At 74.6% G+C, this 23,461-nt stretch carries 21 protein-coding genes; 16 read left to right on the top strand and 5 right to left on the bottom strand.

Annotation, left to right across the window (positions count from 1 at the left end):
* Positions 1 to 29 precede the first annotated feature (29 nt).
* Positions 30 to 1,277 (bottom strand): hypothetical protein, encoded by a 1,248-nt coding sequence (locus tag ACFHW0_RS04275; protein ID WP_416605568.1) that lies wholly within the window; start codon positions 1,275 to 1,277, stop codon positions 30 to 32.
* A gap of 314 nt (positions 1,278 to 1,591) precedes the next feature.
* On the opposite strand from ACFHW0_RS04275, the gene rsmD reads away from it, so the two are divergent.
* The 8 genes from rsmD (at position 1,592) to mutM (ending at position 6,929) form a co-directional block, all read left to right on the top strand.
* Entirely contained in the window at positions 1,592 to 2,155 is a 564-nt protein-coding gene (gene rsmD / locus ACFHW0_RS04270) for a 16S rRNA (guanine(966)-N(2))-methyltransferase RsmD (protein ID WP_416605567.1), read from the top strand.
* On the top strand, positions 2,152 to 2,640 hold the full coding sequence (gene coaD, locus ACFHW0_RS04265; protein WP_121396124.1) for a pantetheine-phosphate adenylyltransferase: 489 nt from the start codon (positions 2,152 to 2,154) through the stop codon (positions 2,638 to 2,640). Before rsmD ends, coaD begins: the two co-directional genes overlap by 4 nt.
* Before the next feature lie 188 nt (positions 2,641 to 2,828).
* Complete coding sequence (locus tag ACFHW0_RS04260; RefSeq protein ID WP_121396123.1) at positions 2,829 to 3,326, top strand: hypothetical protein; 498 nt, start codon at positions 2,829 to 2,831, stop codon at positions 3,324 to 3,326.
* 109 nt (positions 3,327 to 3,435) lie between these two features.
* Positions 3,436 to 3,999 carry a YceD family protein gene (locus ACFHW0_RS04255; protein WP_121396122.1) on the top strand — a complete coding sequence of 188 codons (564 nt, stop codon included), beginning with the start codon at positions 3,436 to 3,438 and terminating at the stop codon, positions 3,997 to 3,999.
* A gap of 5 nt (positions 4,000 to 4,004) precedes the next feature.
* On the top strand, positions 4,005 to 4,178 hold the full coding sequence (gene rpmF, locus ACFHW0_RS04250) for a 50S ribosomal protein L32 (protein ID WP_018786309.1): 174 nt from the start codon (positions 4,005 to 4,007) through the stop codon (positions 4,176 to 4,178).
* Between the two features lie 114 nt (positions 4,179 to 4,292).
* A complete protein-coding gene (locus tag ACFHW0_RS04245) occupies positions 4,293 to 5,288 on the top strand; it encodes a phosphate acyltransferase PlsX (RefSeq protein ID WP_416605566.1) in 996 nt (331 codons plus the stop codon).
* Entirely contained in the window at positions 5,285 to 6,079 is a 795-nt protein-coding gene (rnc, locus tag ACFHW0_RS04240; protein ID WP_416605564.1) for a ribonuclease III, read from the top strand. The genes ACFHW0_RS04245 and rnc overlap by 4 nt, the downstream gene beginning before the upstream one ends.
* Positions 6,072 to 6,929 (top strand): bifunctional DNA-formamidopyrimidine glycosylase/DNA-(apurinic or apyrimidinic site) lyase, encoded by an 858-nt coding sequence (gene mutM / locus ACFHW0_RS04235; protein WP_416605563.1) that lies wholly within the window; start codon positions 6,072 to 6,074, stop codon positions 6,927 to 6,929. Before rnc ends, mutM begins: the two co-directional genes overlap by 8 nt.
* 46 nt (positions 6,930 to 6,975) lie before the next feature.
* Here mutM and ACFHW0_RS04230 read toward each other — a convergent pair whose 3' ends face one another.
* Both ACFHW0_RS04230 and ACFHW0_RS04225 read right to left on the bottom strand, forming a co-directional pair.
* Positions 6,976 to 7,818: an endo alpha-1,4 polygalactosaminidase gene (locus tag ACFHW0_RS04230; RefSeq protein WP_416605562.1), complete on the bottom strand. Its 843-nt coding sequence runs from the start codon at positions 7,816 to 7,818 to the stop codon at positions 6,976 to 6,978.
* 105 nt (positions 7,819 to 7,923) lie between these two features.
* Entirely contained in the window at positions 7,924 to 9,153 is a 1,230-nt protein-coding gene (locus tag ACFHW0_RS04225; RefSeq protein WP_416605561.1) for a CAP domain-containing protein, read from the bottom strand.
* Positions 9,154 to 9,526: 373 nt separating this feature from the next.
* Between ACFHW0_RS04225 and ACFHW0_RS04220 the strand changes: the two genes are divergently transcribed.
* From ACFHW0_RS04220 to ACFHW0_RS04210, 3 genes are all read left to right on the top strand, one after another.
* The gene (locus ACFHW0_RS04220) at positions 9,527 to 9,721 is read left to right on the top strand and encodes a hypothetical protein (protein ID WP_091096806.1); all 195 of its coding nucleotides are present in this window, start codon (positions 9,527 to 9,529) and stop codon (positions 9,719 to 9,721) included.
* Between the two features lie 331 nt (positions 9,722 to 10,052).
* Complete coding sequence (gene smc / locus ACFHW0_RS04215) at positions 10,053 to 13,664, top strand: chromosome segregation protein SMC (protein WP_416605558.1); 3,612 nt, start codon at positions 10,053 to 10,055, stop codon at positions 13,662 to 13,664.
* Complete coding sequence (locus ACFHW0_RS04210) at positions 13,664 to 14,284, top strand: HAD-IA family hydrolase (RefSeq protein WP_416605556.1); 621 nt, start codon at positions 13,664 to 13,666, stop codon at positions 14,282 to 14,284. The genes smc and ACFHW0_RS04210 overlap by 1 nt, the downstream gene beginning before the upstream one ends.
* Positions 14,285 to 14,307: 23 nt before the next feature.
* On the opposite strand, the gene ACFHW0_RS04205 is transcribed toward ACFHW0_RS04210, so the two are convergent.
* Positions 14,308 to 14,829: a DinB family protein gene (locus ACFHW0_RS04205; protein WP_416605554.1), complete on the bottom strand. Its 522-nt coding sequence runs from the start codon at positions 14,827 to 14,829 to the stop codon at positions 14,308 to 14,310.
* 124 nt (positions 14,830 to 14,953) lie between these two features.
* The gene (locus ACFHW0_RS04200) at positions 14,954 to 16,666 is read right to left on the bottom strand and encodes an alkaline phosphatase D family protein (protein ID WP_416605553.1); all 1,713 of its coding nucleotides are present in this window, start codon (positions 16,664 to 16,666) and stop codon (positions 14,954 to 14,956) included.
* Between the two features lie 150 nt (positions 16,667 to 16,816).
* On the opposite strand from ACFHW0_RS04200, the gene ftsY reads away from it, so the two are divergent.
* From ftsY to ACFHW0_RS04175, 5 genes are all read left to right on the top strand, one after another.
* A complete protein-coding gene (gene ftsY, locus ACFHW0_RS04195) occupies positions 16,817 to 18,004 on the top strand; it encodes a signal recognition particle-docking protein FtsY (RefSeq protein ID WP_357662357.1) in 1,188 nt (395 codons plus the stop codon).
* A gap of 7 nt (positions 18,005 to 18,011) precedes the next feature.
* The gene (locus ACFHW0_RS04190) at positions 18,012 to 18,875 is read left to right on the top strand and encodes an aminoglycoside phosphotransferase family protein (protein ID WP_172896564.1); all 864 of its coding nucleotides are present in this window, start codon (positions 18,012 to 18,014) and stop codon (positions 18,873 to 18,875) included.
* Between the two features lie 192 nt (positions 18,876 to 19,067).
* Positions 19,068 to 20,510: an ammonium transporter gene (locus ACFHW0_RS04185; protein ID WP_416605551.1), complete on the top strand. Its 1,443-nt coding sequence runs from the start codon at positions 19,068 to 19,070 to the stop codon at positions 20,508 to 20,510.
* 25 nt (positions 20,511 to 20,535) lie between these two features.
* Positions 20,536 to 20,874, top strand: a complete 339-nt coding sequence (locus ACFHW0_RS04180; protein ID WP_176733926.1) for a P-II family nitrogen regulator — start codon at positions 20,536 to 20,538, stop codon at positions 20,872 to 20,874.
* 16 nt (positions 20,875 to 20,890) lie between these two features.
* Positions 20,891 to 23,320 carry a [protein-PII] uridylyltransferase gene (locus ACFHW0_RS04175; RefSeq protein ID WP_416605550.1) on the top strand — a complete coding sequence of 810 codons (2,430 nt, stop codon included), beginning with the start codon at positions 20,891 to 20,893 and terminating at the stop codon, positions 23,318 to 23,320.
* Positions 23,321 to 23,461: the final 141 nt, after the last annotated feature.

The following is a 23,461-nucleotide window of genomic DNA, read 5'->3' as shown; positions in this document are numbered from 1 at the left end:
CGCGCCCTCACGGGTCAGTTCGGTCCGGCTCAGGCGGTGAAGCTCACCCGACGCCGGCGGGCGACGACGAACAGCACCGCGCCCAGGGCGAGTAGGGCGACCGCGCCGGCGGCGATGCCGCCGGCCGCCGCGCCGGTGACCGGGAGGCCACCGCCCTCGCCGCCCTCGTCGCAGCCGCCCTTGGGAGCGGTCCACGCGATCGGCTTCGCCGACTCCAGGTCACCGGTGAAGACGACGCTGAGTCCCTCGGCGGCCGGGAACGTCACGGTCTTCGTGGTGCCCGGCGCGAAGGTCACGGTCTTCGGCTCGCCGGTGCTCGGGGTGAAGGTCGAGGTGAGGCTGATGCCGTTCTCCGGGTTGGCCACCTTGAGGATCAGCTCCTCGCAGGTGGTGGCGTGGGAGATCGTCGGCTTGCCGACCTCGGGCTGCTGGCAGTCCTCGGGCTGCTTCCAGCCGCCCTGCCAGGTCTTCATGCCCTCGGCCGCGACGGTGATCTCCTTGGCCTGCGCCTCGGTCAGCTCGAGCTTCTCGAACTTGCCCGCCGCGACGGTCACCTTCTCGGCGAGCTCGCCGCTGCCCGTGACCGCGAAGACCGCCGCCACGTTGCCCCGGTTGACCAGGGTGAGCGTGGCGCTGCCGGTGCAGTCGTACGTGGCCTCGACGGCGGGCTCGGCCACGCAGGTGCCCTCGCCGCCGTTGTACCAGGCGGCCGGGCCCTCGGAGCGGGCGCCGATGCCGGAGGCGCTGCCGACCTTGCGGTTGTCGTAGCGCTTGCCGCTCTCGAGAAGCGGGTCAATGACCTCGCTGCCGAAGACGAAGTCGACCTGGGTGAAGCAGGTCGGTACGGCGACCTTGAACTCCAGCTTGGCGACGGTGCCGATCTCGCCGTCCGGCACCGGGGCGAACGCCTTGACGGACTTGTCGAACAGGTACTGCGGCACGGCGAACTTCGCCGACGGCGCCACGTAGGACACCAGCGCGAAGTCCTGGTTCTCGCCCTCGCAGAGCGGGCCGTTGGTCAGCGTGATCGACGCCTCGCCCCTGGCCCCGTCGAACGTGTGCGTGTAGCGCGCGTCGGCGGCGCTGACGCAGGTCGGCTCCTGGGGGGTGGACGACCGGGTCGGCTCGGGGGCGGAGGCGGTCGCGCTCGCCGAGGCGGAGGGCGACGGGTTGGTGGCGATCGCCGGCGACGAGACCGCGAACGCCGTGACGAGACCGGCCAGGGCGGCGGCTGCCACGGTGAGCGGTCGCCGTGGCGACAGCGGGGGACGGATCACGCGTACTCCCGGGGTGTGAGGAAGCGTCGGAGGAGCGGCGCGGAAGGGAGCGGTCGGGCGGCTCGGCCGAGCGCGCGCGGCGACGCGGACGCCCCCTCGCGCCGTGGCGCCGGCGGGCCACCCGCCGGCACCGGCAGACCCTAGCGAGGCCGCCGCGCGCGGCACAGCGCACGACGGCGACCGGGCAGGTTGTTATGAATGCGAGATCATCGATACACGCTGAGTGGTCGACCGGGTCGGTCGGAGGTACGCACCGTGTCGACGCCGGCCGCCTCCGCGTCGCGTAGCGTCGTGCGCATGAGCAGGAGGAGACGGTGACCCGGATCGTGGCCGGGACCCTCGGCGGGCGCCGGCTCGCCGCGCCGCCCGGCGCGGGCACCCGGCCCACGTCGGACCGGGTCCGCGAGGCGCTGTTCAGCGCCGTGCAGGCCGAGGTCGACCTGGCCGGCGCCCGCTTCGCCGACCTCTACGCCGGGTCCGGCGCGGTCGGTCTGGAGGCCCTCTCCCGGGGCGCCGCGCACGTGCTGCTGGTGGAGTCCGACCCCCGGGCGGCCCGGGTGATCAGGGAGAACGTGGCGACGCTGCGCGCCGCCCCGGCCGCCCGGCTGGTCACCGGCCGGGTGGCCACGGTGCTGGCGGCCGGCCCGGACGGCGACCCGTACGACGTGGTCTTCGCCGACCCGCCCTACGCGGTGCCGGACGCGGAGATCACCGCGATGCTCGCCGCGCTGGTCGAGGGCGGCTGGCTGGCCCCGGACGCCCTGGTGGTGGTGGAGCGGTCCAGCCGCACCGGCCCGGTCGGGTGGGTGGAGGGCGTCACCGGCGAGCGCAGCCGCCGGTACGGTGAGACGACCCTTTGGTACGGTCGCCGATCATGAGACGTGCGGTGTGTCCCGGCTCGTTCGATCCGGTCACCAACGGGCACCTCGACATCGTCGGCCGGGCGAGCCGGCTGTTCGACGAGGTGATCGTGGGCGTGCTGGTCAACCAGTCGAAGAGCGGCCTGTTCACCGTCGAGGAGCGGATCGACATGCTCCGCGAGGTGACCGCCTCCTACGACAACGTCCGGGTGGAGTCGTTCCGCGGCCTGCTGGTCGACTTCTGCCGGGCGCAGCAGGCGAGCGTGCTGATCAAGGGCCTGCGGGCGGTCAGCGACTTCGACTACGAGCTGCAGATGGCGCAGATGAACATCGGCCTGGCCGGCGTGGAGACCCTGTTCATGCCGACCAACCCGCTCTACTCGTTCCTCTCCTCCAGCCTGGTCAAGGACGTGGCGAAGTGGGGCGGCGACATCTCCGCCCACGTGCCCGACCGGGTCGGCGCGGAACTGCGGGCCCGCCTTTCCCCGCCGCCGCGCGACTGACCTCCCGCGGCCGTCCCCCACCCCGCCGGAGCGTGCCCGGCGGGGATCGCGTCGTCGCGCACCGCGACGCGCCGGGCCGGGGTGAGCGGCCCGGTGTGGTCGGGGCGCGACATGATGTGTGGAGCGGGAAACCGGCCGTAGCCCGCATCATGTAGATCGGCCCGACGAACGACAGGAGTGAGGTACCGGTGGACCCGCTCGATCGCATCGACGAACTGATCGCCATGGTGGAGCAGGCCCGCTCCGTCCCGATGTCGCGCAACAACTGCATGGTCGACCGGGGCGAGTTCATCGCGGCCCTCGACGAGCTGCGCGCCGAACTCCCCGCCGACCTGCGTCGGGCCGCCGCGCTGCTCGAGGAGCGGGACAAGATCATGGAGGCCGGCAAGCGCGAAGCCGACCGGATCATCAGCGAGGGTGAGGCGGAACACGCCCGGCTGGTCTCGGTGAACGAGATCACGGTCTCCGCCGAGCACGAGGGCGCGCGGATCATCGCCGAGGCCCGCGCCGAGGCACAGCGCCTGCGCGAGGAGGTCGACGACTACGTCGACACCGCGCTGGCCAACTTCGAGCAGTTCCTCACCCGGGCACTCGCCTCGATAGAGCGCGGCCGGGACAAGATGCACGCGCTGCGCGAGATCGGCACCTTCGGTGGGGAGGAGGCGGAACGCCCGCTACCCTTCTGAGCGGCACCTCACCAGCCGGCAGACGGGGCGGGCGCCGCCCCCGGTTCGACGGTCCGGCGGTCGCCCAGGTAACCTCTTTTGTCGGCCTCTCACCGGCCGGAGTCTGACTATGCCCAAACACACGCCATCGACACTCGACCCCAGGTCGCCGCTGGTCCTCGACACGAGGGAGCTGCCGCGCCGGCCTGGTGCCTTGCGTACGGTCAAGCGGGTGGTGCCGGCACCGGCGGACCTCGGCGGCGAGATGATCGCCGTGCCGGAGGGCGCGGACCTCGACCTCGACCTGAGGTTGGAGTCGGTGTCCGAGGGCGTGCTCGTCTCGGGGACCGTCAGCGGTACCGTCCGGGGCGAGTGCGGTCGCTGCCTACGCGAGATCGACGACTCGCTGGCCGTGCGGATCCAGGAGCTGTACGCGTACGAGAACAGCACCACGGACACCACGACCGACGAGGACGAGGTGGGCCGGATGCAGGGCGATCTGATCGACCTGGAGCCGGCGCTGCGGGACGCGGTGGTGCTCACGCTGCCGACCAACCCGCTCTGCCGGGAGGACTGCCCAGGCCTGTGCCCCGAATGCGGGGTGCACTTGGACGATCTGCCGGCCGACCACAGTCACGAGCAGATCGACCCGCGTTGGGCGGGCCTGTCGCAACTGAACCGTAAAGAGGAGTAGGAACCGTGGCCGTCCCCAAGCGCAAGATGTCGCGCAGCAACACCCGCGCCCGCCGGGCGAACTGGAAGGCGACCGTGGTCGCGACCGTGGCCTGCCCCCAGTGCAAGTCGGCGAAGCTGCCCCACGCCGCCTGCTCCGTCTGCGGCACCTACAACGGCCGCCAGGTTCTCGAGGTCTGACCTGGACGCCGAGTGACGCCCCCGACCCCTGGTCGGGCGGCGCGCGCACCCTGGCAATCGCCCGGTGCCCCGGCTCCCTCCGACGCCGGCCGGTCCGTTCCGGCCGGCGTTCCGATGGAGCCGGGCACCGCGCGGATCGCCGTTGACCTCCTCGGCGGGGACGACGCTCCCGCCGTCGTGGTTGACGGCGCTCTGCGGGCCGTGCGCGCCGACCCTGACCTGCATCTGCTGCTCGTCGGCCCGGCTGAGGCCGCCGGCGAGGTGATCCGTGCCCTCGACCCGGCGCAGCGCGCCCGGGTCACCGTACGGCCCGTCCGCGTCGCCGTCGGCATGGCCGACCACCCCGTGGCCGCCCGCGCCGAGAGCACCGTCCGCGCGGCGGTGCACGCCGTCCGCGACGGCGTCGCCGACGCGTTCGTCTCCGCCGGGTCCACCGGCGCCACCGTCACCGCCGTCGCCCTCGGCCTCGGCCGCTGGCCGGACGTGCGCCGTCCCGCGCTGGTCGCCACCCTGCCGGCCGTCGCCGGCCCGGTGGTGCTGCTGGACGTCGGCGGCTCGCTGGAGCCACGCCCGGCCACCCTGGCCCGCCACGCCGTGCTCGGCGCCGCCTACGCGGCGGTGGCGCACGCCGTCGCCGCGCCCCGGGTGGGGCTGCTGTCGGTGGGCACCGAGGCGGGCAAGGGCGACCGCGCCCGCCGCGTCACCGATCCCGTCCTCGCCGCCGCGTCGCTGCCCTGCGACGGCCGCTACGTCGGCCTCGTCGAGGGGTACGACGTCTCCCTCGGCGCGCGCGCCGATGTGGTGGTCACCGACGGGTTCACCGGTAACGTGCTGCTCAAGGCGATCGAGGGCGCGTACGCGATGGCCGGCGGGCCCCCCTCCGGCGGCGGCGCCCCGCGCGCGGCGGCCCTGCTCGGGGTCGCCGGGACGGTGGTCGTCTGCCACGGCGCCGCCCGCGCCGAGGACGTCGCCGCGGGCATCGCGCTGGCCGCCCATCTCTGGCGACGGCGCGCCACCGACCAGGTCCGCGCGCTGCTCGACGGCGCCGAAACGGGCGACCGCGAGGAACGCACGGACCGCTCCACCGACACCGAGGTACCCACATCATGAGCAACGACAAGCGGCGGCGGGCGTCCGTCGGTCACCTGGAAGCCGCGTTCGGCGTCAGCCTGGATCCGGAGCTGCTGCAGCGCGCGCTGACCCACCGCTCGTACGCGTACGAGAACGGCGGCCTGCCCACCAACGAGCGGTTGGAGTTCCTGGGCGACTCGGTGCTCGGCGTGGTGATCACCACCGCGCTCTTCCACAACCACCCCGACCTGCCCGAGGGGCAGCTCGCCAAGCTGCGGGCCAGCGTGGTCAACATGCGCGCCCTCGCCGACGTGGCCCGGGGCCTCGGCCCGGACGGGCTCGGCGCCTACCTGCTGCTCGGCAAGGGGGAGGAGACCACCGGTGGGCGGGACAAGGCGAGCATCCTCGCCGACACCCTGGAGGCGCTGCTCGGCGCGATCTACCTTCAGTACGGGCTGGACACCGCCGCCATCGTCATCCACCGGTTGTTCGACCCGCTGATGGCCGAGTCGGCCGGCCGGGGCGCGGCCCTGGACTGGAAGACCAGCCTCCAGGAGCTGACCGCGGCGCTCGGGCTCGGCGTCCCCGAGTACCGCATCGAGGGCACCGGGCCGGACCACCTCAAGACGTTCACCGCCTGGGTGGTCGTCGCCGGCAACCGCTACGGCGGGGCCGACGGGCGGAGCAAGAAGGAGGCCGAGCAGCGGGCGGCCGAGGCGGCCTGGCGGACGCTCACCGAGCAGGCGGAGCGGGAGCCGGTCGGGCCGGAGGGCCCGGTGGCCGGGGACGGGGCGGCGCAGGCCGCCGAGGCGGGCCTGGGCCGTGCCTGAGCTGCCGGAGGTCGAGACGGTCCGGCAGGGGCTGGCCCGCTGGGTCACCGGCCGGCGGATCTCCTCCGTCGAGGTGCGCCACCCCCGCGCGGTACGCCGGCACACGCCCGGCGGCGGGCACTTCGCCGACGTGCTGGCCGACCGGACGGTGCTGGACGTGCGCCGGCGCGGCAAGTACCTGTGGCTGCCGCTGGACAGCGGCGACGCCGTGATCGGGCACCTGGGCATGTCCGGCCAGCTGCTGGTGCAGCCGGCCGACGCCCCCGACGAGACGCACCTGCGGGTCCGGTTCCGGTTCTCCGACGACGGTCCCGAGCTGCGTTTCGTCGACCAGCGCACGTTCGGCGGCCTGTCGGTCTCCGCGGGGGGCGCCGAGCTGCCGGCGGAGATCGCCCACATCGCGCGGGACCCGATGGACCCGCAGTTCTCCGACGCGGCGTTCGTCGCCGCGCTGCGCCGGCGGCGTACCGAGGTCAAGCGGGCGCTGCTGGACCAGACGCTGATCTCGGGCGTGGGCAACATCTACGCCGACGAGGCGCTGTGGCGGGCGCGGCTGCACGGCGCCCGCCCCACCGACGCGCTGACCGGCCCGGCCGCCCTGCGGCTGCTCGGCCACGTCCGGGACGTCCTCGGCGAGGCGATCAAGTCCGGCGGCACCAGCTTCGACGCCCTCTACGTCAACGTCAACGGGGAGAGCGGTTACTTCGACCGGGCGTTGAACGTCTACGGCCGGGAGGGGCTGCCGTGCCACCGGTGCGGCGCGCCCGTCCGCCGCGAGGCGTTCATGAACCGTTCGTCGTACAGCTGCCCGCGCTGCCAGCCCCGCCCCCGAGGGTCCCTCCGGGGTTGACCGGGGCGTCGCCCCGGGCGAGGGCCACGCGGGAAGGCACCGGCGGTCAGGGCACCGGGCAGGGGAGCCGCCACGCGTCGAGCCGGCGTTCCTTGCGCATCGAGGAGAGGCCGTAGCCCACCGTGGTGACGCAGAAGTCCGTCGTCGAGCCGGCGTACTCCACGTGGAACACCGGCTTGCCCGCCTCGACGAACGGCAGCAGCCGGGCGCACTGGTCCAGCCGTACGCACTCCTCGTTGACGGCGAAGTCGAAGTCCGGGGCCAGGGCGGCCACCTGCCCCAGGTCGTTGACCAGGCCGGGGGAGAGGCTCAGCGAGCGGGCCAGCGCGGCCAGCCGGCGGTTGAACAGCAGTTGGTCGTCGAAGCCGAGCGGGAAGCCGGAGCGGTGCGCGTACCCGTCGGCGTCGGCCAGCGCGACCGCCCCGAAGCCCTTGCCCCGGCAGAGCCGGAACCGGTCGGCCAGCACCGGGCGTAGCGCGTCCCACTGCCGTACGTCGAGCCAGCGGCCCTGCGGCCGGCGGGACGCGGCACCCCGTACGGCGGCCGGGAAGCGGTCCGCGTCCGGGTCGGCCGGCAGGACGGAGCCGACGTGCACCTGGCAGACCAGCCGGCGGTCCCGGGAGCGCAGCTCGGCGGTCTGCGCGGCGGTGGTGGCGACCGGGTCGAGCAGGAAGACGTCGGCGTCGACGGCAGGATCCAGCACGCCGCTGAGCTGCCACTGCCACTGCCACCGGCCCGCCGACGCCGCCGGCCAGGTGGTCGGGGCACCGGGCGCGGTGAGGTCCGGCCGGCAGGCGGCGAGCACGCTCAGCAGCGCGAGCGCGACGCAGGCCGGCAGGGCCCGGCGCAGGCCCCGCCCGACGGTGCGCGTACGCGGCCGGATCCGCATCGGCAGCTCCGCGGGTCGCGGGCGGCGGCACACCGCCCGAGCGGGTACGCCGCGTCGGCGTACCTCACCCGGTCAAACGAGCGCGGACCCGCCCACGACTCGCGTTCAGCGCGGCGCGGCGAAGACCTGCGTCCAGTACGGCCCGTTGCTGTTGGCGACGCCGACGCCGATCTCGGTGAAGGCGCAGTTCAGGATGTTGGCCCGGTGGCCGGGGCTGTTCATCCAGGCATCCATGACGGCGGCCGGCGTCTTCTGGTTCCAGGCGACGTTCTCGCCGTAGGTGCGCCAGGAGTAGCCGACCCGGTCCAGCCGCGTCCCGACGTTGCTGCCGTCGCTGCCCGTGTGCGACATGTTCCGGTGGTCGGCCTGGTCCTGGCTGTGCCGCTGGGCGGCGGTCGTCAGCTTGTCGTCGACGCCCACCGCGCCGCAGCCGGCCTTGGCGCGCTCGGCGTTGACCAGGTCGACCACCTCGCGGGCCTGGCTGCTGGCCCCGCTACTGACCGGGGCCTTCGTGCCGCCGCCGGCCGGTGCCGTGCTCCGCTCGGCGGTGCGCCGCGAGGCCGCGGTCGTACGCGACGGCGCCGGCGTCGGCCTGGTGGTCTTCGTGGCCGACGGTGTCGGCCTGGCGGAGGTCGGGGCGGTGCTCGGGGTGGCGCTCGGGCTGGGCGGGGCCAGCGCGTCGCCGGGTGCCGATCCGCCGCCCGGCAGCACCGGGGCGGCGGCGATCGTGTCGTCGACGGCGGTGGGGTCGGTCGCCGGGCCGTCGCCGGTCAGCGCGACCGCGCCGACGCCGAGGCTCACCACGAGCGTGGCGGCCGCGGCGGCACCGCCGATCACCAGCGGGCGGCGGAACCGGCGGCGGGGGCGGTGGCGGCCCTCGGCGGTGGCCGGGGTCGCCGCGGCCGGGGCGGTCCGGAGCGCGGCGAGGTCGACGGGGGCGGTCGGGTCGTCGACCGGCCAGGCGCCGGCGGTCCGGTCGGCGGGGAGGGGACGCTCCGTCCGGTACGGCCCGTCCACCGGGTGGCCGGATCCGGCGGCCCAGCGGTCGTCCGACCCGGCCTGCCAGCGGTCGCCCGGCTCGGGCCGCCAGGCCGCGGTGGGCTCGGTGGACCGCGGCTGCCAGGTCCCGGCCGGCTCGGCGGGCTCGGGCTGCCAGCGGGCGGTCGGCTGGTCGCGGTGCCACTCGTCGGCGGGCTGCTCCGGGTCGTCCCCGAACAGGTAGGCCGACCTCGGCTCCGGACGGTCGGTGAGCCAGGCCGGCGGCTCCTCGCCCAGCGGCTGCTCGCGGCGCCGGCCGGCGCCGTCCGGGTCGTTCGGGTCGGTCCAGCCGTACACGCCTCTGCCTCCAAGGGGTCGGTTGCGGGCCGGGGTGACGCTACGTGGCGGGCGTGAACAGCGGCAACGTGGCTAAGGAAGAGTTAAGGGGAAGCCGGCCGGCGGGGTGGGGACTTCCCGGGATCCGGGGCGTAGAGTCAGGGTGTCCGGACAGAGTGTGTCCGCGCCTTGTGGCAGCCCCCGGCAAGTGGACAGGTCGACGTGGAAATGATCTACGGCCTGCGAGAACTTGACGAAAGAGGGGGTGTCGGCTCAATATGTAGGTGTCGCCAGTCGCGCCCGGTCATGCCCAGAATCGTCTGGGGTGACAGCCGCGTACACATTTGGGCGCGCGTTGGCCGGCCCTTCCGGCAGCGCATATCAAGGAGTCAACATGGCTAAGGCCCTGTACGGCCACGTAGGTGCGGCGCCCGATCGGCGTCTGCTCGACGAGGTCACCCGACTGCGTGCCACGGTTCGGGCTCTGGAGTTCGAGATCACGCGGCTGCGTGCCGAGAACGATCGGCTCGCGGCGGCTGCGGCGGAGGCGGACGACCTGCTCCGTCTGGCCGAGCCCGCGCTGACCTGATCTCCGGATCGCAAAACTGAATCGCATCACGCAAAAAGAGCGCGCCGACACTTCTGTGCCGGCGCGCAGCTCTGTCCGCACCTCTTTCCGCCGCACCAATTCCTGATCTTGTGCGGCCCGCCGCGACGATTCCCGCACGGCTCCCGGCCGACGGAAGGGCGCACGGGCGCACGCCGGCCGGCGGATCGACCCACGGCACCTCCGACGAGCGCCCGGCGGTCGTCAGGCGGGTCGCGTGCCCGGCGGTTCCCGGTCCCGGGTTAGTCTGCGGGTTCACCCAGGTCCGCGCAGCCGGCGACGGTACGGCGGCCACCGGACGAGGATCGAGAAGGTGCATCTCAAGAGCCTGACGGTGAAGGGCTTCAAGTCCTTCGCCTCCGCGACGACGCTGAAGCTGGAGCCGGGGATCACCTGCGTGGTCGGCCCGAACGGCTCCGGCAAGTCCAACGTCGTCGACGCCATCGCCTGGGTGCTCGGCGAGCAGGGGGCCAAGGCGCTGCGCGGCGGCAAGATGGAGGACGTCATCTTCGCCGGCACCGCCGGCCGGGCCCCGCTGGGCCGGGCCGAGGTGACCCTCACGATCGACAACACCGACGGCGCGCTGCCGATCGAGTACACCGAGGTCTCGATCACCCGCCGGATGTTCCGCTCCGGCGAGAGCGAGTACGAGATCAACGGCGACTCCTGTCGGCTGCTCGACATCCAGGAGCTGCTGTCGGACTCCGGCATCGGCCGGGAGATGCACATCATCGTCGGCCAGGGGCGACTCGACGGGATGCTGCACGCCAAGCCGGAGGACCGGCGGTCGTTCATCGAGGAGGCGGCCGGCGTCCTCAAGCACCGCAAGCGCAAGGAGAAGGCGCTGCGGAAGCTCGACGCGATGCAGACGAACCTCAACCGGCTCACCGACCTCACCGCCGAGCTGCGCCGCCAGCTCAAGCCGCTGGGCCGGCAGGCGGAGGTGGCCCGCCGCGCCGCCGCCATCCAGGCCAACCTGCGCGACGCCCGGCTGCGGCTGCTCGCCGACGACCTGGCCACCCTGCGGGCCACCCTCGACCGGGAGATCGCCGACGAGACCGCGGTGCGCGAGCGGCGCGAGCAGGTCGAGGCCGAGCACACCGAGGTGCAGGCGCGGCTGGCCGAGCTGGAGGCGGCCCTCGCCGAGGACGCGCCGCTGCTGGCCGCCGCCCAGGACACCTGGTACAAGCTCTCCGCCCTCTCCGAGCGGTTCCGCTCCATCGAGCAGCTCGCCCGGGAACGGCTGCGGCACCTCAGCGCCACCCCGGACGACGAGCGCCCCGGCCGCGACCCCGAGCAGTTGGAGGCCGAGGCCGAGCGGATCCGCGAGCAGGAGGAGGAGCTGCGCGGCGCGCTGACCGACGACCAGATCCGGCTGGCCGAGGCCGTCGAGCACCGCCAGGAGCTGGAACGGCAGCTCGCCGCCGCCGAACGCGAGCTGGTCGCCGCGGCCAAGGCGATCGCCGACCGGCGCGAGGGCCTGGCCCGGCTGACCGGCCAGGTCAACTCCGCCCGCGCCCGGACCACCAGCGCCGGCGAGGAGATCGAGCGGCTCGCCACCGCGCACGCCGACGCGCTGGCCCGGGCCGACCAGGCCCAGGCCGAACTCGACGCGGTCGCCGAGCAGTCCACCGAGGCGGACCGGGACAACGCCGACCTCGACGCCCGGCACGCCGAGGCGGTCGCCGCCCAGGAGCGGGCGCAGGCCACCGTGCGGTCGCTGACCGACGCGGAGCGGGCGGCGGAGAAGGACGCCGCCACCTGGAAGGCCCGGGAGGAGGCGCTCGCCCTCGGTCTGCGCCGCAAGGACGGCGCGGGCGCGCTGCTGGCCCGCGCCGACGAGGTCCCGGGCCTGCTGGGCAGCCTCGCCGGGCTGCTCACCGTCGCGCCCGGGCAGGAGGCCGCGCTCGCCGCCGCGCTCGGCGGGCTCGCCGACGCGGTCGCGGTCAGTGGCGTCGACGAGGCGGTCGAGGCCATGCGGCTGCTGAAGATCTCCGACGCCGGCCGCGCCGGCCTGCTGGTCGGCAGCCCCGCCGGGCCGGGCATGGACGGCCCCGCCGACGCGCTGCGGCCCAAGCTGCCCGACGGCGCCCGCTGGGCGCCCGACCTGGTGGAGTGCTCCCCACAGATCCGCCCGGCGGTGCACCGGGCGCTGCGCGACGTGGTGCTGGTCGACGACCTCGCCGCGGCGGCCGAGGTGGTCGCCGGCAACCCGGAGCTGCGCGCGGTCACCCCCGACGGGGACGTGGTCGGGGCGTACGCGGCGGCCGGCGGGTCCGCCAAGGCGCCCAGCTTCATCGAGGTGCAGGCCGCCGTCGAGGAGGCCCGGTCGAACCGCCTCGCCGCCGAACGCGCCGGCGCGGAGCTGCGCGAACAGCTCGTCGACGCCCGCGCCGAGGTGGCCGCCGCCAAGGAGACGGTGCAGCACGCCGCCGCCGCCAAGCGGGAGGCGGAGAGCCACCGCAACGCCGCCGCCCGCCGCCTGGCCGAGCTGGGCGCGGCGGCCCGCTCCGCGAAGGCGGAGACCGACCGGCTCGGCGAGTCGCGGGCCCGCGCGGAGGCGGCCCGGGAGCGGGACCTGCTCACCCTCGCCGAGCTGGAGGAGCGGCTGCGGCTGGCCGAGGAGACCCCCGTCGACGCGGAGCCCTCCACGGAGGAACGCGACCAGCTCGCCGCGATGGTGCCGCAGGCGCGGCAGAACGAGATGGAGGTCCGGCTCGCGGTGCGTACCGCCGAGGAGCGGGTCTCCTCGATCGCCGGCCGCGCGGACTCGCTGCGCCGGCAGGCCACCGCCGAGCGGGCCGCGCGGGAACGCGCGGCGGCGCGGCGGGCGGCGCGCACCCGGGGCGCGGGCATCGCCCGGGCCGTGGCGGGCGGGGCCCGGGAGGCCCTCACCCGCCTGGCCACCTCCATCGCCGCGGCCGAGGAGCACCGCGACGCCGTGGCGCGCGAGCGCGCCGCCCGCGAGGCCGAGCTCCAGGAGGTACGCGGTGCGGCCAAGCGGCTCGGCGCGGAGCTGGAGCGGCTGACCAGCCAGGTGCACCGCGACGAGGTGGCCCGCGCCGAGCAGCGGCTGCGCATCGAGCAGCTGGAGGCGAAGGCCGCCGAGGACTTCGGCCTGGACGTGGAGACCCTCGTCGCCGAGTACGGCCCGACCCAGCCCGTCCCGCCCACCCAGGCCGACGTGGCGGCGGCCGAACGCGACGGCCTGCCGGTGCCCGAGCCGGTCCGCTACGAGCGGCCGGTGCAGGAGAAGCGGGCGGCCAAGGCGGAACGGGAACTGGCCCTGCTCGGCAAGGTGAACCCGCTGGCCCTGGAGGAGTTCGCCGCGCTGGAGGAGCGCTACAAGTTCCTCTCCGAGCAGCTGGAGGACCTCAAGGCCACCCGCCGCGACCTGCTCACCGTGGTCAAGGACGTCGACGACCGGATCCTGGAGGTCTTCGCCAGCGCGTTCGAGGACACGGCCCGGGAGTTCCAGCAGGTCTTCACCGTGCTCTTCCCCGGCGGCGAGGGGCGGCTGGTGCTCACCGACCCCGACGACCTGCTCACCACCGGCGTCGAGGTCGAGGCCCGCCCGCCGGGCAAGAAGATCAAGCGGCTGTCGCTGCTCTCCGGCGGCGAGCGTTCGCTGACCGCGGTGGCGATGCTGGTGGCCATCTTCCGGGCCCGGCCCAGCCCGTTCTACATCATGGACGAGGTGGAGGCGGCGCTCGACGACGTCAACCTGGGCCGGCTGATCACGCTGCTGGCACAGTTGCGGGAGAAGAGCCAGCTCATCGTCATCACGCACCAGAAGCGGACGATGGAGGTCGCCGACGCCCTGTACGGCGTGACCATGCGCAACGGGGTGACCCAGGTGATCAGCCAGCGGCTCAACCGGGCCGACGGAGACGAGCGGCGTGGCCGCGGCGAGGAGAACGAGTAGTGGGTCGGGAACGGGCGACGGCGCTCCTGGTGGACTTCGACGGCGTCCTACGACGGTGGGACCCGGCGGTGGCCGCCGGGGTGGAGCGGGAGTACGGCCTGTCCGAGGGCGTACTCACCGAGATCGCCATGCAGTGGGGGCGGCTCCAGCCGGTGCTGACCGGCCGGGTCAGCCACGCCGACTGGATGACCAGCGTGGCCGACGCGCTGGCCGACTCCGTGGGCGGCCCCGAGCGGGCCCGGGCCGCCGTGGAGCAGTGGCAGCGCTACCGGGGCGAGGTGGACCCCGAGGTGCTCGCCTTCGTCCGCGAGGCGCGGGCCGGCGGCATCCGGGTCGGGCTCGGCACGAACGCCACCGACCTGCTCGACGCCGACCTCGCCGCGCTCGACCTGACGGACGAGTTCGACGTGGTGGTCAACTCGTCCAGGATCGGGGTGAACAAGCCGGCGAAGGAGTACTTCCAGGCGGCCTGCGAGGCTTTGGAGACCCCGGCGGCCCGGGTGCTCTTCGTCGACGACGAGGACTGGGCGATCCGGGGGGCCCGCGTCGCCGGCCTGTCGGCGCTGCGCTGGAGCGGCCCGGCCGACCTGCGGTACGCGCGGGCGGCCCTGGCGTACTGACCCGCTCCCGCCCCGGGCGTGGGCTACTCGCCCGTGACGCCGTCGATGCGTTCGCGGATCAGGTCGGCGTGGCCGTTGTGCCGGGCGTACTCCTCGATCAGGTGCACGTAGACCCAGCGCAGGTTGAACGTCCGGCCCTTCGGGCCGACCTCGGTGAAGGTCTCGTCGAGCGACCGTCCGGCGGCGGCGGCGCGGGCCAGCGCGATCTCCCGGTGGTAGGTGGCGAAGTCGGCCTCGGCGTCGGCGGCGCTGACGTCGTGGTCGGCGTCCGGATGCTCGGGCGTGAAGTAGGGGTAGTCGACCTCCTGGCCGGCGAAGTTCTCCCGGAACCACCAGGCCTCCACCTCGGCCAGGTGCCGGACCAGACCGAGCAGGGTGAGCCCGGAGGGCTCGACGCTCGGCGTGCGCAACTGCTCGGCGGTCAGCCCGGCGCACTTGAGCAGCAGGGTCTGCCGGTGGTAATCCAGCCAGCCCTCCAGCATCGTGCGCTCGTCGCCGACGTGGTGCTCGGGGGTCCGGGTGATCTCCGGTGCTCGCCATGTCATGCCGGTCATCCTGGCCGGCGCGTCCGACATCCGGCGAGCGGTTATCGGGGCGCCGGGACCACCGGCGGCGCGTCGGCGGTGGTCCGCCCGTCGCGGGCGGGCCGGCCGGGGTCCGGCGAGAGGTTCAGCCGCCGGGGGTGAGGCGCTGCCGCATGACCTCGCGCAGGTGGCCGTCGCTGGTGGTGCCCTCGATCGTCACCTCGGCCCTCCGACCGGCGTGCACCAGCGTGGCGACCGCGTTGCCGAAGTACGGCCCGGCGAGCCGCTTCCAGCGGAAGGGCGGGCGGCGCACCCCGGCGGTGCGGGCCAGCGCCCGGGTGGCCCCGGCCGGCCCGGACGACCAGCCGAGCTTCATCAGCGGGCGCATCCCGGCGGGCACCTGGTTGTGGATGGGCGAGCAGGTGAGCTGGTGCACCGGGGTGACCACGCTCCGGTCGTCGAAGCGTGCCCGCGCCACGTACGAGTGGTGCACGTCGCCGGAGAGCACGCTGATCGACGCCGGTGGCGCGTACGCCGGCCCGGCCCCGACCCGCTCGCCGGGCCCGCCGGGGGTGCCGCTGCCGAGGCGGGCGAAGAGCGCGCCGAGCCCGTCGAACGAGCGGCGGAACGCGGCCCAGTGCTCCAGGTCCAGCCCCCGGCGCAGCTTCTCCGACAGCCGGGCGACCCAGCGCCGCCGGGAGTCGGCCAGCTTCTCGTTCCACGCCTCCACGTGGTGGATGCCGGGCGGCAGCAGCCAGGGCAGGGAGGCGCCGACCACGAGGTGGTCGTAGACGCCGTGGGCGCGGTCGAGGAACCACGACCACTCGCCCGGGGGCAGCATCGCCCGCTGGCCCGGCTCCAGCACCCGGCTGCACCGGTTGTCCAGCATGACCAGCCGGGTGCGGCCCAGGTCCAGCGCGTAGCTCCACTGGTACTGCACGGCCCGCCACCGCTCGGTGTCGTGGGCGAGGTCGGCCTCGGTGTCGACCCGCTGCCCGAACTCGCGCAGCACGCCGGTCGCGTCCTCCGCCGCGACGACCTTGGCGTAGACCGGGTCGGCGGCGATCTCGTCGGGGGAGAGGTTGCCCAGGTGCTGGTAGACCCAGTACGAGGCGAGGCCGCTGGCGATCCGCTCCGCCCACCAGGGCTGGTCGCGCATGTCGGTCCGCCAGGGGGCCGAGGTGTTCCAGTCGTCGATGATCTCGTGGTCGTCGAAGATCATGACGCTCGGCACGGTGGAGAACAACCAGCGGATCTCCGGGTCCCGCCAGGACTCCAGGTAGAGCTTCGTGTACTCGTCGAAGCTGACCACCTGGTCGCCCGGCGCGCCCTTGGGCCGCCGGCGGCGCCGCTTCAGCAGCCGCCGGACCGTGGGGGAGGTCACGTCCGCGTAGACCTGGTCGCCGAGGAGCACCAGCAGGTCGGGCACGTCGGCCGGGTCCGGGTCCGCCATCAGCCGCCGGGCGTACGCGTCGAGGGCGTCGGGGGGCAGCCGCCGGGTGGTGGCGTGCTGGGTGGTCTCGCGGCACGAGCCGAAGACCAACCGGACCGGCTGGTCGAGGTCGTCGGCCGCCCGGGTGCGGATCACGCTGGGCGGGAACGTGCTCTTCGGCACCGGCCAGGCGACCTCGTCGTCGATCAGCACCTCGTAGGTGGTGGCGCTGTCGGGGGTGAGACCCTCCACGACGACGAGGGCGTAGTGGTGGTCGTACGCCGAGAAGGTGGGGGCGGTGCCGCCGGCGCCGTCGGCGGTGCGGACGGTGACCACCGCGGGCGCGCTGGTCTCGACCCAGATGGTGGCCCTCGTGCCGACCACCCTGCGGAGTAACGGGCCGATGAGCAGGTGTGCCGCGGGCATGGTCGACCTCCAGATGAGCGGACTTCATCTTTACTACCCGGCCGGCGGTCGCACCACTGCTGGCTGTGACCGAGCCTACCGTCGGCTTCCGCGGGCCCGGTCGGGAGCGGTGGCTGGGACAGCTTCGCCGGCATCTGACAGGATTCCGGCATGACCGAATACCTCCTCATCGCGCTCGCCCTGCTCGGCGTGCTGATCCTTGGCGGCATCGGGCTGGTCGTGCCGCGGCTGCGCCGGCGACCGGAGCCGCCGCTGCCCGAGACGGAGGTCGAGACCCGGGCCGAGGAGGACCTGGCCGGCCCGCCGGTGGAGGCGCCGGAGGCCGAACTGTCCACCGGGATCCTGGTGGAACCGCCGGTGGTGGAGGCCCCGGCCCCGGTGCTGGAGGTCCCCGAGCCGACGGCCGGGCGGCTGGTCCGGCTGCGCTCGCGGCTGTCCCGCTCGCAGAACGCCTTCGGCAAGGGTCTGCTCGGCCTGCTCAGCCGCGACCACCTCGACGAGGACGCCTGGGAGGAGATCGAGGACAGCCTGATCACCGCCGATGTCGGCATCGACGCCACCCGGGAGATCGTCGACCGGCTGCGCGAGCGGACCCGCGTCCTCGGCACCCGCTCCGCGGGTGAGCTGCGTGCCCTGCTCGCCGCCGAACTGGTCAACGCGCTCGATCCGACCCTGGACCGGTCGCTGCGGACCGCGCCCAAGGACGGCGTGCCGGCGGTGCTGCTGGTCGTCGGCGTCAACGGTGCGGGCAAGACCACCACCTGCGGCAAGATCGCCCGGGTGCTCGTCGCGGACGGTCGCAGCGTGCTGCTCGGCGCCGCCGACACCTTCCGGGCCGCCGCCGCCGACCAACTGGAGACCTGGGGCGGGCGGGTCGGCGCGGAGACCGTGCGCGGGCCCGAGGCGGCCGACCCGGCCAGCGTGGCCTTCGACGCCGTCAAGCGGGGCATCGACACCGGCGTCGACACCGTGCTGATCGACACCGCCGGCCGCCTCCAAAACAAGATCGGCCTGATGGACGAGCTGGGCAAGGTCAAGCGGGTGGTGGAGAAGCACGGCCCGATCGACGAGACGCTGCTGATCCTCGACGCCACCACCGGGCAGAACGGGCTGGAGCAGGCCCGCGTCTTCACCGAGGTGGTCAACGTGACCGGCGTCGTGCTCAGCAAGCTCGACGGCACCGCCAAGGGCGGCATCGTGATCGCCGTGCAGCGCAAGCTGGGCATCCCGGTCAAGCTGGTCGGGCTCGGCGAGGGCAAGGACGACCTGGCCCCGTTCGACCCCGCCCAGTTCGTCGACGCGCTGCTCGGTACCGAGCCGCTCGCCCGCGACGCGTAACCTCGCAGTGACGACCGACGATCGCGCCTACGCCGGGTGGCGCGACCCCAGCCACCCGTCGCCGCGCCTCGGGAGACCGTACGTGACTTCGCAGGAGATTCCGCTGCACGGCGGGAACGTCAGCACCGTCGTCCGGGTCGGCGACACGGTCCGGCGCAACGCCGGGCCGTGGACGCCCTCCGTGCACGCCCTGCTGCGCCACCTGGAATACGTGGGCTTCACCGGCGCACCCCGCGCGCTCGGCATGGACGAGCGCAACCGGGAGGTCCTGTCGTACCTGGAGGGGGAGTGCGGGGAATACCCGCTGGCCCCGCACTGGGTCACCGACGAGGCGCTGGTGACCGTCGCCACCATGCTCCGCATGTTCCACGACGCCCAGTACGGCTTCGTCCCGCCGCCCGGGGCGGTGTGGCGCTCGTTCGGCCCGCCGCCGCCGGACACCGAGGTGATCTGCCACCACGACGCCGCCCCGCACAACGTGATCTGGCGGCCCGACGGCACCCTCGGGCTGATCGACTTCGACCTCGCCTCGCCCGGCGCCCGGATCTACGACGTGGCGTACGCGGCCTGGACCTGGGTGCCGATATTCTCCGACCGGGACTCGATCACGCTCGGCTGGAAGCACCCCGACCGGCCGCGCCGGCTGCGCCTCTTCGCCGACGCGTACGGGCTGATCCCCCGGGACCGGCACCGGCTGATCCGGACCATCCGCAAGCGGATCGTGGACCACGTGGAGGGCATCCGCCGGATGGCCGCCGCCGGCGAGCCGGCCTTCGTCCGGATCGTGCACAAGGGGCACCTGCGCCGACCGATGCGCGACCTGCGGCTGCTCGACTACGAGCGCAACGCCCTGGAGTACGCGCTGCGCTGAGCGGTCGTGCCGTCGGCCGCGCCGGCCGGCGGTGAGGTTCTCTTCACACGTCCGAAACAACCCGTCACCATCCGGAAATCGACGGGTGACGCTGGGGGAAACAGGAGGCGAGCAGGCTTCCGCCCATCCGGCGTACGGGCGACGCTGCCCCGGAAGCCGTGAAGGAGGGAACTTCACCTTTAGGAGGCCAGCGTGCCTGAGGCACCCACGATCGATTCCGGCAACACCGTGTGGTTGCTGGTGTCGACGGCGCTCGTGCTGCTCATGACGCCCGGACTGGCGCTGTTCTACGGCGGCCTCAACCGGTCCAAGGGTGTACTGAACATGATGATGATGAGCTTCTCCGCGATCGGGCTCATCTCTGTCTTGTGGTGGTTCTACGGTTTCAGCATCGCCTTCGGCAGCGATGTCAACGGCCTCTGGGGCGACCCGGGCGCCTATCTCGGCACCAAGACGTTCCTCGCCGAGACCGACCTCTGGGGGGCGACGGCGGAGAACCCGAGCGGCATCGGCGTCCCGCTCTACGTGTTCATGGCCTTCCAGATGATGTTCGCCGTGATCACCGTCGCGCTGATCAGCGGCGCGGTCTCCGACCGGGCGAAGTTCGCCGGCTGGCTGCTGTTCGCGTTCGGCTGGGCGACGCTTGTCTACTTCCCGGTCGCGCACTGGGTGTGGGGCGGCGGCATCATCGGCGCCGACCTGCACGCGCTCGACTTCGCCGGCGGCACCGCCGTGCACATCAACGCCGGCGCGGCGGCCCTGGCGCTGGCCCTGGTGCTGGGCAAGCGGCTCGGCTGGCCCCGGGAGGGCATGAAGCCGCACAACATCCCGCTCGTCGCGCTCGGCGCCGGGCTGCTCTGGTTCGGCTGGTTCGGCTTCAACGCCGGTTCCGAGCTCACCGTCGACTCGGTCGCCGGCCTGGCCTTCATCAACACCCAGCTCGCCACGGCCGCCGCGGTGCTCGGCTGGATCGTCGTGGAGTGGATCAAGGACAAGAAGCCGACGCTGGTCGGCGCCTCGTCCGGCGCCGTCGCCGGCCTGGTCGCCATCACCCCGGCCTGCGGCTTCGTGGCCCCCTGGGCGGCGGTGCTGCTGGGTCTCGTCGCCGGGGCGGTCTGCGCGCTGGCGATCAGCCTCAAGTACAAGCTCGGCTACGACGACTCGCTCGACGTGGTCGGCGTGCACTTCGTCGGCGGCTGGATCGGCTCGCTCTGGCTCGGCCTCTTCGCCACCAACTCGGTCAACGGCGCGATCACCGACGTGATCGGCGCCTCCGACGGGCTCTTCTACGGCGGCGGGGTGACCCAGCTCGGCCGGCAGGCCCTGGCCGGCCTGATCGTCACCGCCTGGTCCTTCGCGGTGGCCTGGGTGCTCGCCTTCGCCATCGAGAAGACGATCGGCTTCCGCCTGCGGGCCGAGGACGAGGTCGGCGGCATCGACATCGCCGAGCACGCGGAGAGCGGCTACGACCTGTCGCCGGCCGCCGGCAGCGGCGGGGGCAGCGCGTTCGCCATGGCCGGGCTGACCGGCGCCAGGCCGGCGACGGAGCCGGCGGCCGCGCCCACCGCGCCCACCGAGTCGGCCGCGCCCGCCGGGCCGGCCGCCGAGTCCGCCGCCGAAAAGGTCGCCGGTTAACGTTCCTGGGATGGAGGGGTTGGACATGAAGCTGGTGACCGCGGTCATCAAGCCGTACCAACTGGACGCGGTGAAGGAGGCCCTGCACGCCCTCGGCGTGGCCGGCCTGACCGTCAGCGAGGTCCAGGGCTACGGGCGGCAGAAGGGGCACACCGAGGTCTACCGGGGTGCCGAGTACACGGTCGAGTTCCTGCCCAAGATCCGGGTCGAGGTGCTCACCGACGAGATCGACGTCGACAAGATCGTGGACGCCGTCGTCGGCGCCGCCCGGACCGGCAAGATCGGCGACGGGAAGGTCTGGGTGACCGCCGTCGAGGAGGTCGTCCGGGTCCGCACCGGCGAGCGCGGCCTCGACGCGCTCTGACCGGCCACCCACCGACATGACCTCGTCGACCAGGAAGAACGCGTCGGGACGCACCGGCGACGGTGCCGCCGGACTCCTGGTCGACGAGGTCGTCGGCGGCAACGACGGCGTCGGGGAACCGGCGCGGGCCGCGCGGGCCGACGCGTACGACCGGTGGTTGCGTGGGCTGCTGCCGCAGCGGCCCGGGGTGGCGCTGATCGCCGTCGGCGGGCTGGGCCGCCGGCAGTGCGCGCCGCACGGCGACCTCGACCTCGTCCTGCTGCACGCCGGGGTGCCCGGCGTGGACGAGCTGGCCGCCTCGGTCTGGTACCCGGTGTGGGACGCCGGACTGCGGCTGGACCACTCCGTACGGACCGTCCCCGAGGCGCTCTCCGTCGCCCAGGACGACGTGAAGGTGGCCCTCGGGCTGCTCGACGCGCGGCTGGTCGCCGGCGACGCCGCGCTCGCGGACACGCTCGTGCGCACCGCCGCCGACCACTGGCGGCGTACCGCCGTGCGGCAGCTCCCGGCGCTCCGCGAGCTCACCGCCGCCCGCTGGGCCGCCCACGGCGAGCTGGCGTTCCTGCTGGAGGGCGACCTGAAGGAGGCGGCCGGCGGGCTGCGCGACGTCGGCATCCTGCGGGCGATCGCCACCGCCGGCGTCACCGACGCGCTGCGCCCCGCCGTCCGCGCCGCGCACCTGCGGCTGCTGGACACCCGCGACGCGCTGCACCGGCAGGTCGGCCGCCGGGTCGACCGGCTGGTCGCCCAGGAGCGCGACGGGGTCGCCGCGCTGCTCGGCCTCCGGCACCTCCCGCCGGGCGCGGCAGGCGTCCCGCAGCCCCCGCCGGGCGCGGGAGACGTCCGGCAGCCCCCGCCGGGCGCGGGAAACGTCCGGCAGCCCCCGCCGGGCGCGGCCGACGGCCCGCGGCGGGCCGCAGCCGCCCCCGAAACCGTCGGCGACGGCGACGCGCTGTTGCGCCGGGTCGCCGGGGACGCCCGGACCGTCAGCCACGCCCTCGACGACGCCTTCCGCGCCGCCGACCGGCTCCGCTCGGGCCGCCGCCGGGGCGCCGACGGGCGTCCGCTGCGCCGACCGGTCGCCCGGGACGTCGTCGAGCACGACGGCGAGCTGGTGCTGGCCCGCACCGCGATCGGGGCGCGCCCCGACCCGAGCCTGTCGCTGCGAGTCGCCGCCGCCGCGGCCGTCACCCGGCTGCCGATCGCCCGGGCCACCTGCGAGTGGCTGGCCGCGTACTGCCCGCCGCTGCCGGCGCCGTGGCCGGCCGAGGCCCGGGCCGCGCTGATCACCCTGCTCGGCGCCGGTCCCGGCCTGGTGCCGGCCTGGGAGACCTGCGACCGGTACGGGCTGATCGAGGGCTGGCTGCCCGAGTGGACCCGGCTGCGCAGCCTCCCGCAGCACAACCCGGTGCACCGGTTCACCCTCGACCGGCACCTCGTGCAGACCGCGTACGAGGCCGGCCGGCACACCCGCGACGTGGACCGCCCCGACCTGCTGCTGCTCGGCGCCCTCCTGCACGACGTCGGCAAAGGGCTCCCCGGCGACCACAGCACCGTCGGGGCGCCGCTGGCCGAGGCGGTGGCCGCCCGGATCGGCCTGCCCGCGCCGGAGGTGGCGCTGATCGGCACGCTGGTCCGGCTGCACCTGCTCCTGCCCGACGTGGCCACCCGGCGGGACCTCGCCGACCCGGTCACCATCGCCGGGGTGGCCGAGCGGGTCGGCGACCCGACCACGCTGGACCTGCTGCACGCCCTGGTGCGGGCCGACGCCGCCGCCACCGGGCCGGCCGCCTGGTCGGACTGGAAGGGCCGGCTGGTCGCCGAGCTGGTCACCCGGGTACGGACCGCGCTGGACACGGGCGTGCTGCCCGCCCCGCCCACCCCCGATCCGGCCCTGCTGGCGGGGCCCCTGCCGGTCGTACACCTGACGGCCGACCGGGTGGCCGTGGCCGCGGCGGACCGGCGCGGCCTGCTCGCGACGGTGGCCGGCTGCCTGGCGCTGCACCGGCTGGAGGTGCTCTCGGCCGACGCCTCCACCGTCGACGGCCGGGCCCTGGTCGAGTGCCGGGTGCAGCCCCGGTACGGGCTCGCGCCCGACCCGATCGCCCTCGGCGCCGACCTGCGCCGCGCGGTGAACGGGGACGTCTCGGTCACCCAGCGGCTGCGCGGCCGGGCGCTCGCGGCGCGGTCCGGCGGGGCCGCGCCACGGGTGGTCTGGCACCGCGAGGCGGCCACCGACGCCGTGCTGCTGGAGTTGCGCGCCGCCGACGCGGCGGGCCTGCTCTACCGGGTCGCCTGCGCCCTCGACGAGGCCGGCGCCCAGGTGCGGGCGGCCCGCATCTCGACCCTGGGCGGGGACGTGGTCGACGCGTTCTACCTCGTCGGCGGCTGGCCGGACGACGCCACCCGGGCCCGCCTGGAGGCCGCGGTGCTGGCCGCGGTGTGAGGAGGTGCCTCCTGCCGGTCCGCCGACCCCCGGCGTGCCCGGGCGTGCCGGCGCCGTTCCGCTCCCCGGCTGTGCCCGGCCCGGAGCGGCCCCACGGCCCGGCCGGCTACCCTAGCGGTGGCCGGACACCTCGCCCGGTCG

This window comes from Micromonospora sp. LOL_025 (assembly GCF_048060285.1).
Classification (GTDB): domain Bacteria; phylum Actinomycetota; class Actinomycetes; order Mycobacteriales; family Micromonosporaceae; genus Micromonospora.
Note: the sequence above shows the minus strand (reverse complement) of the source record. Positions and strands in the feature narration are given on the sequence as shown.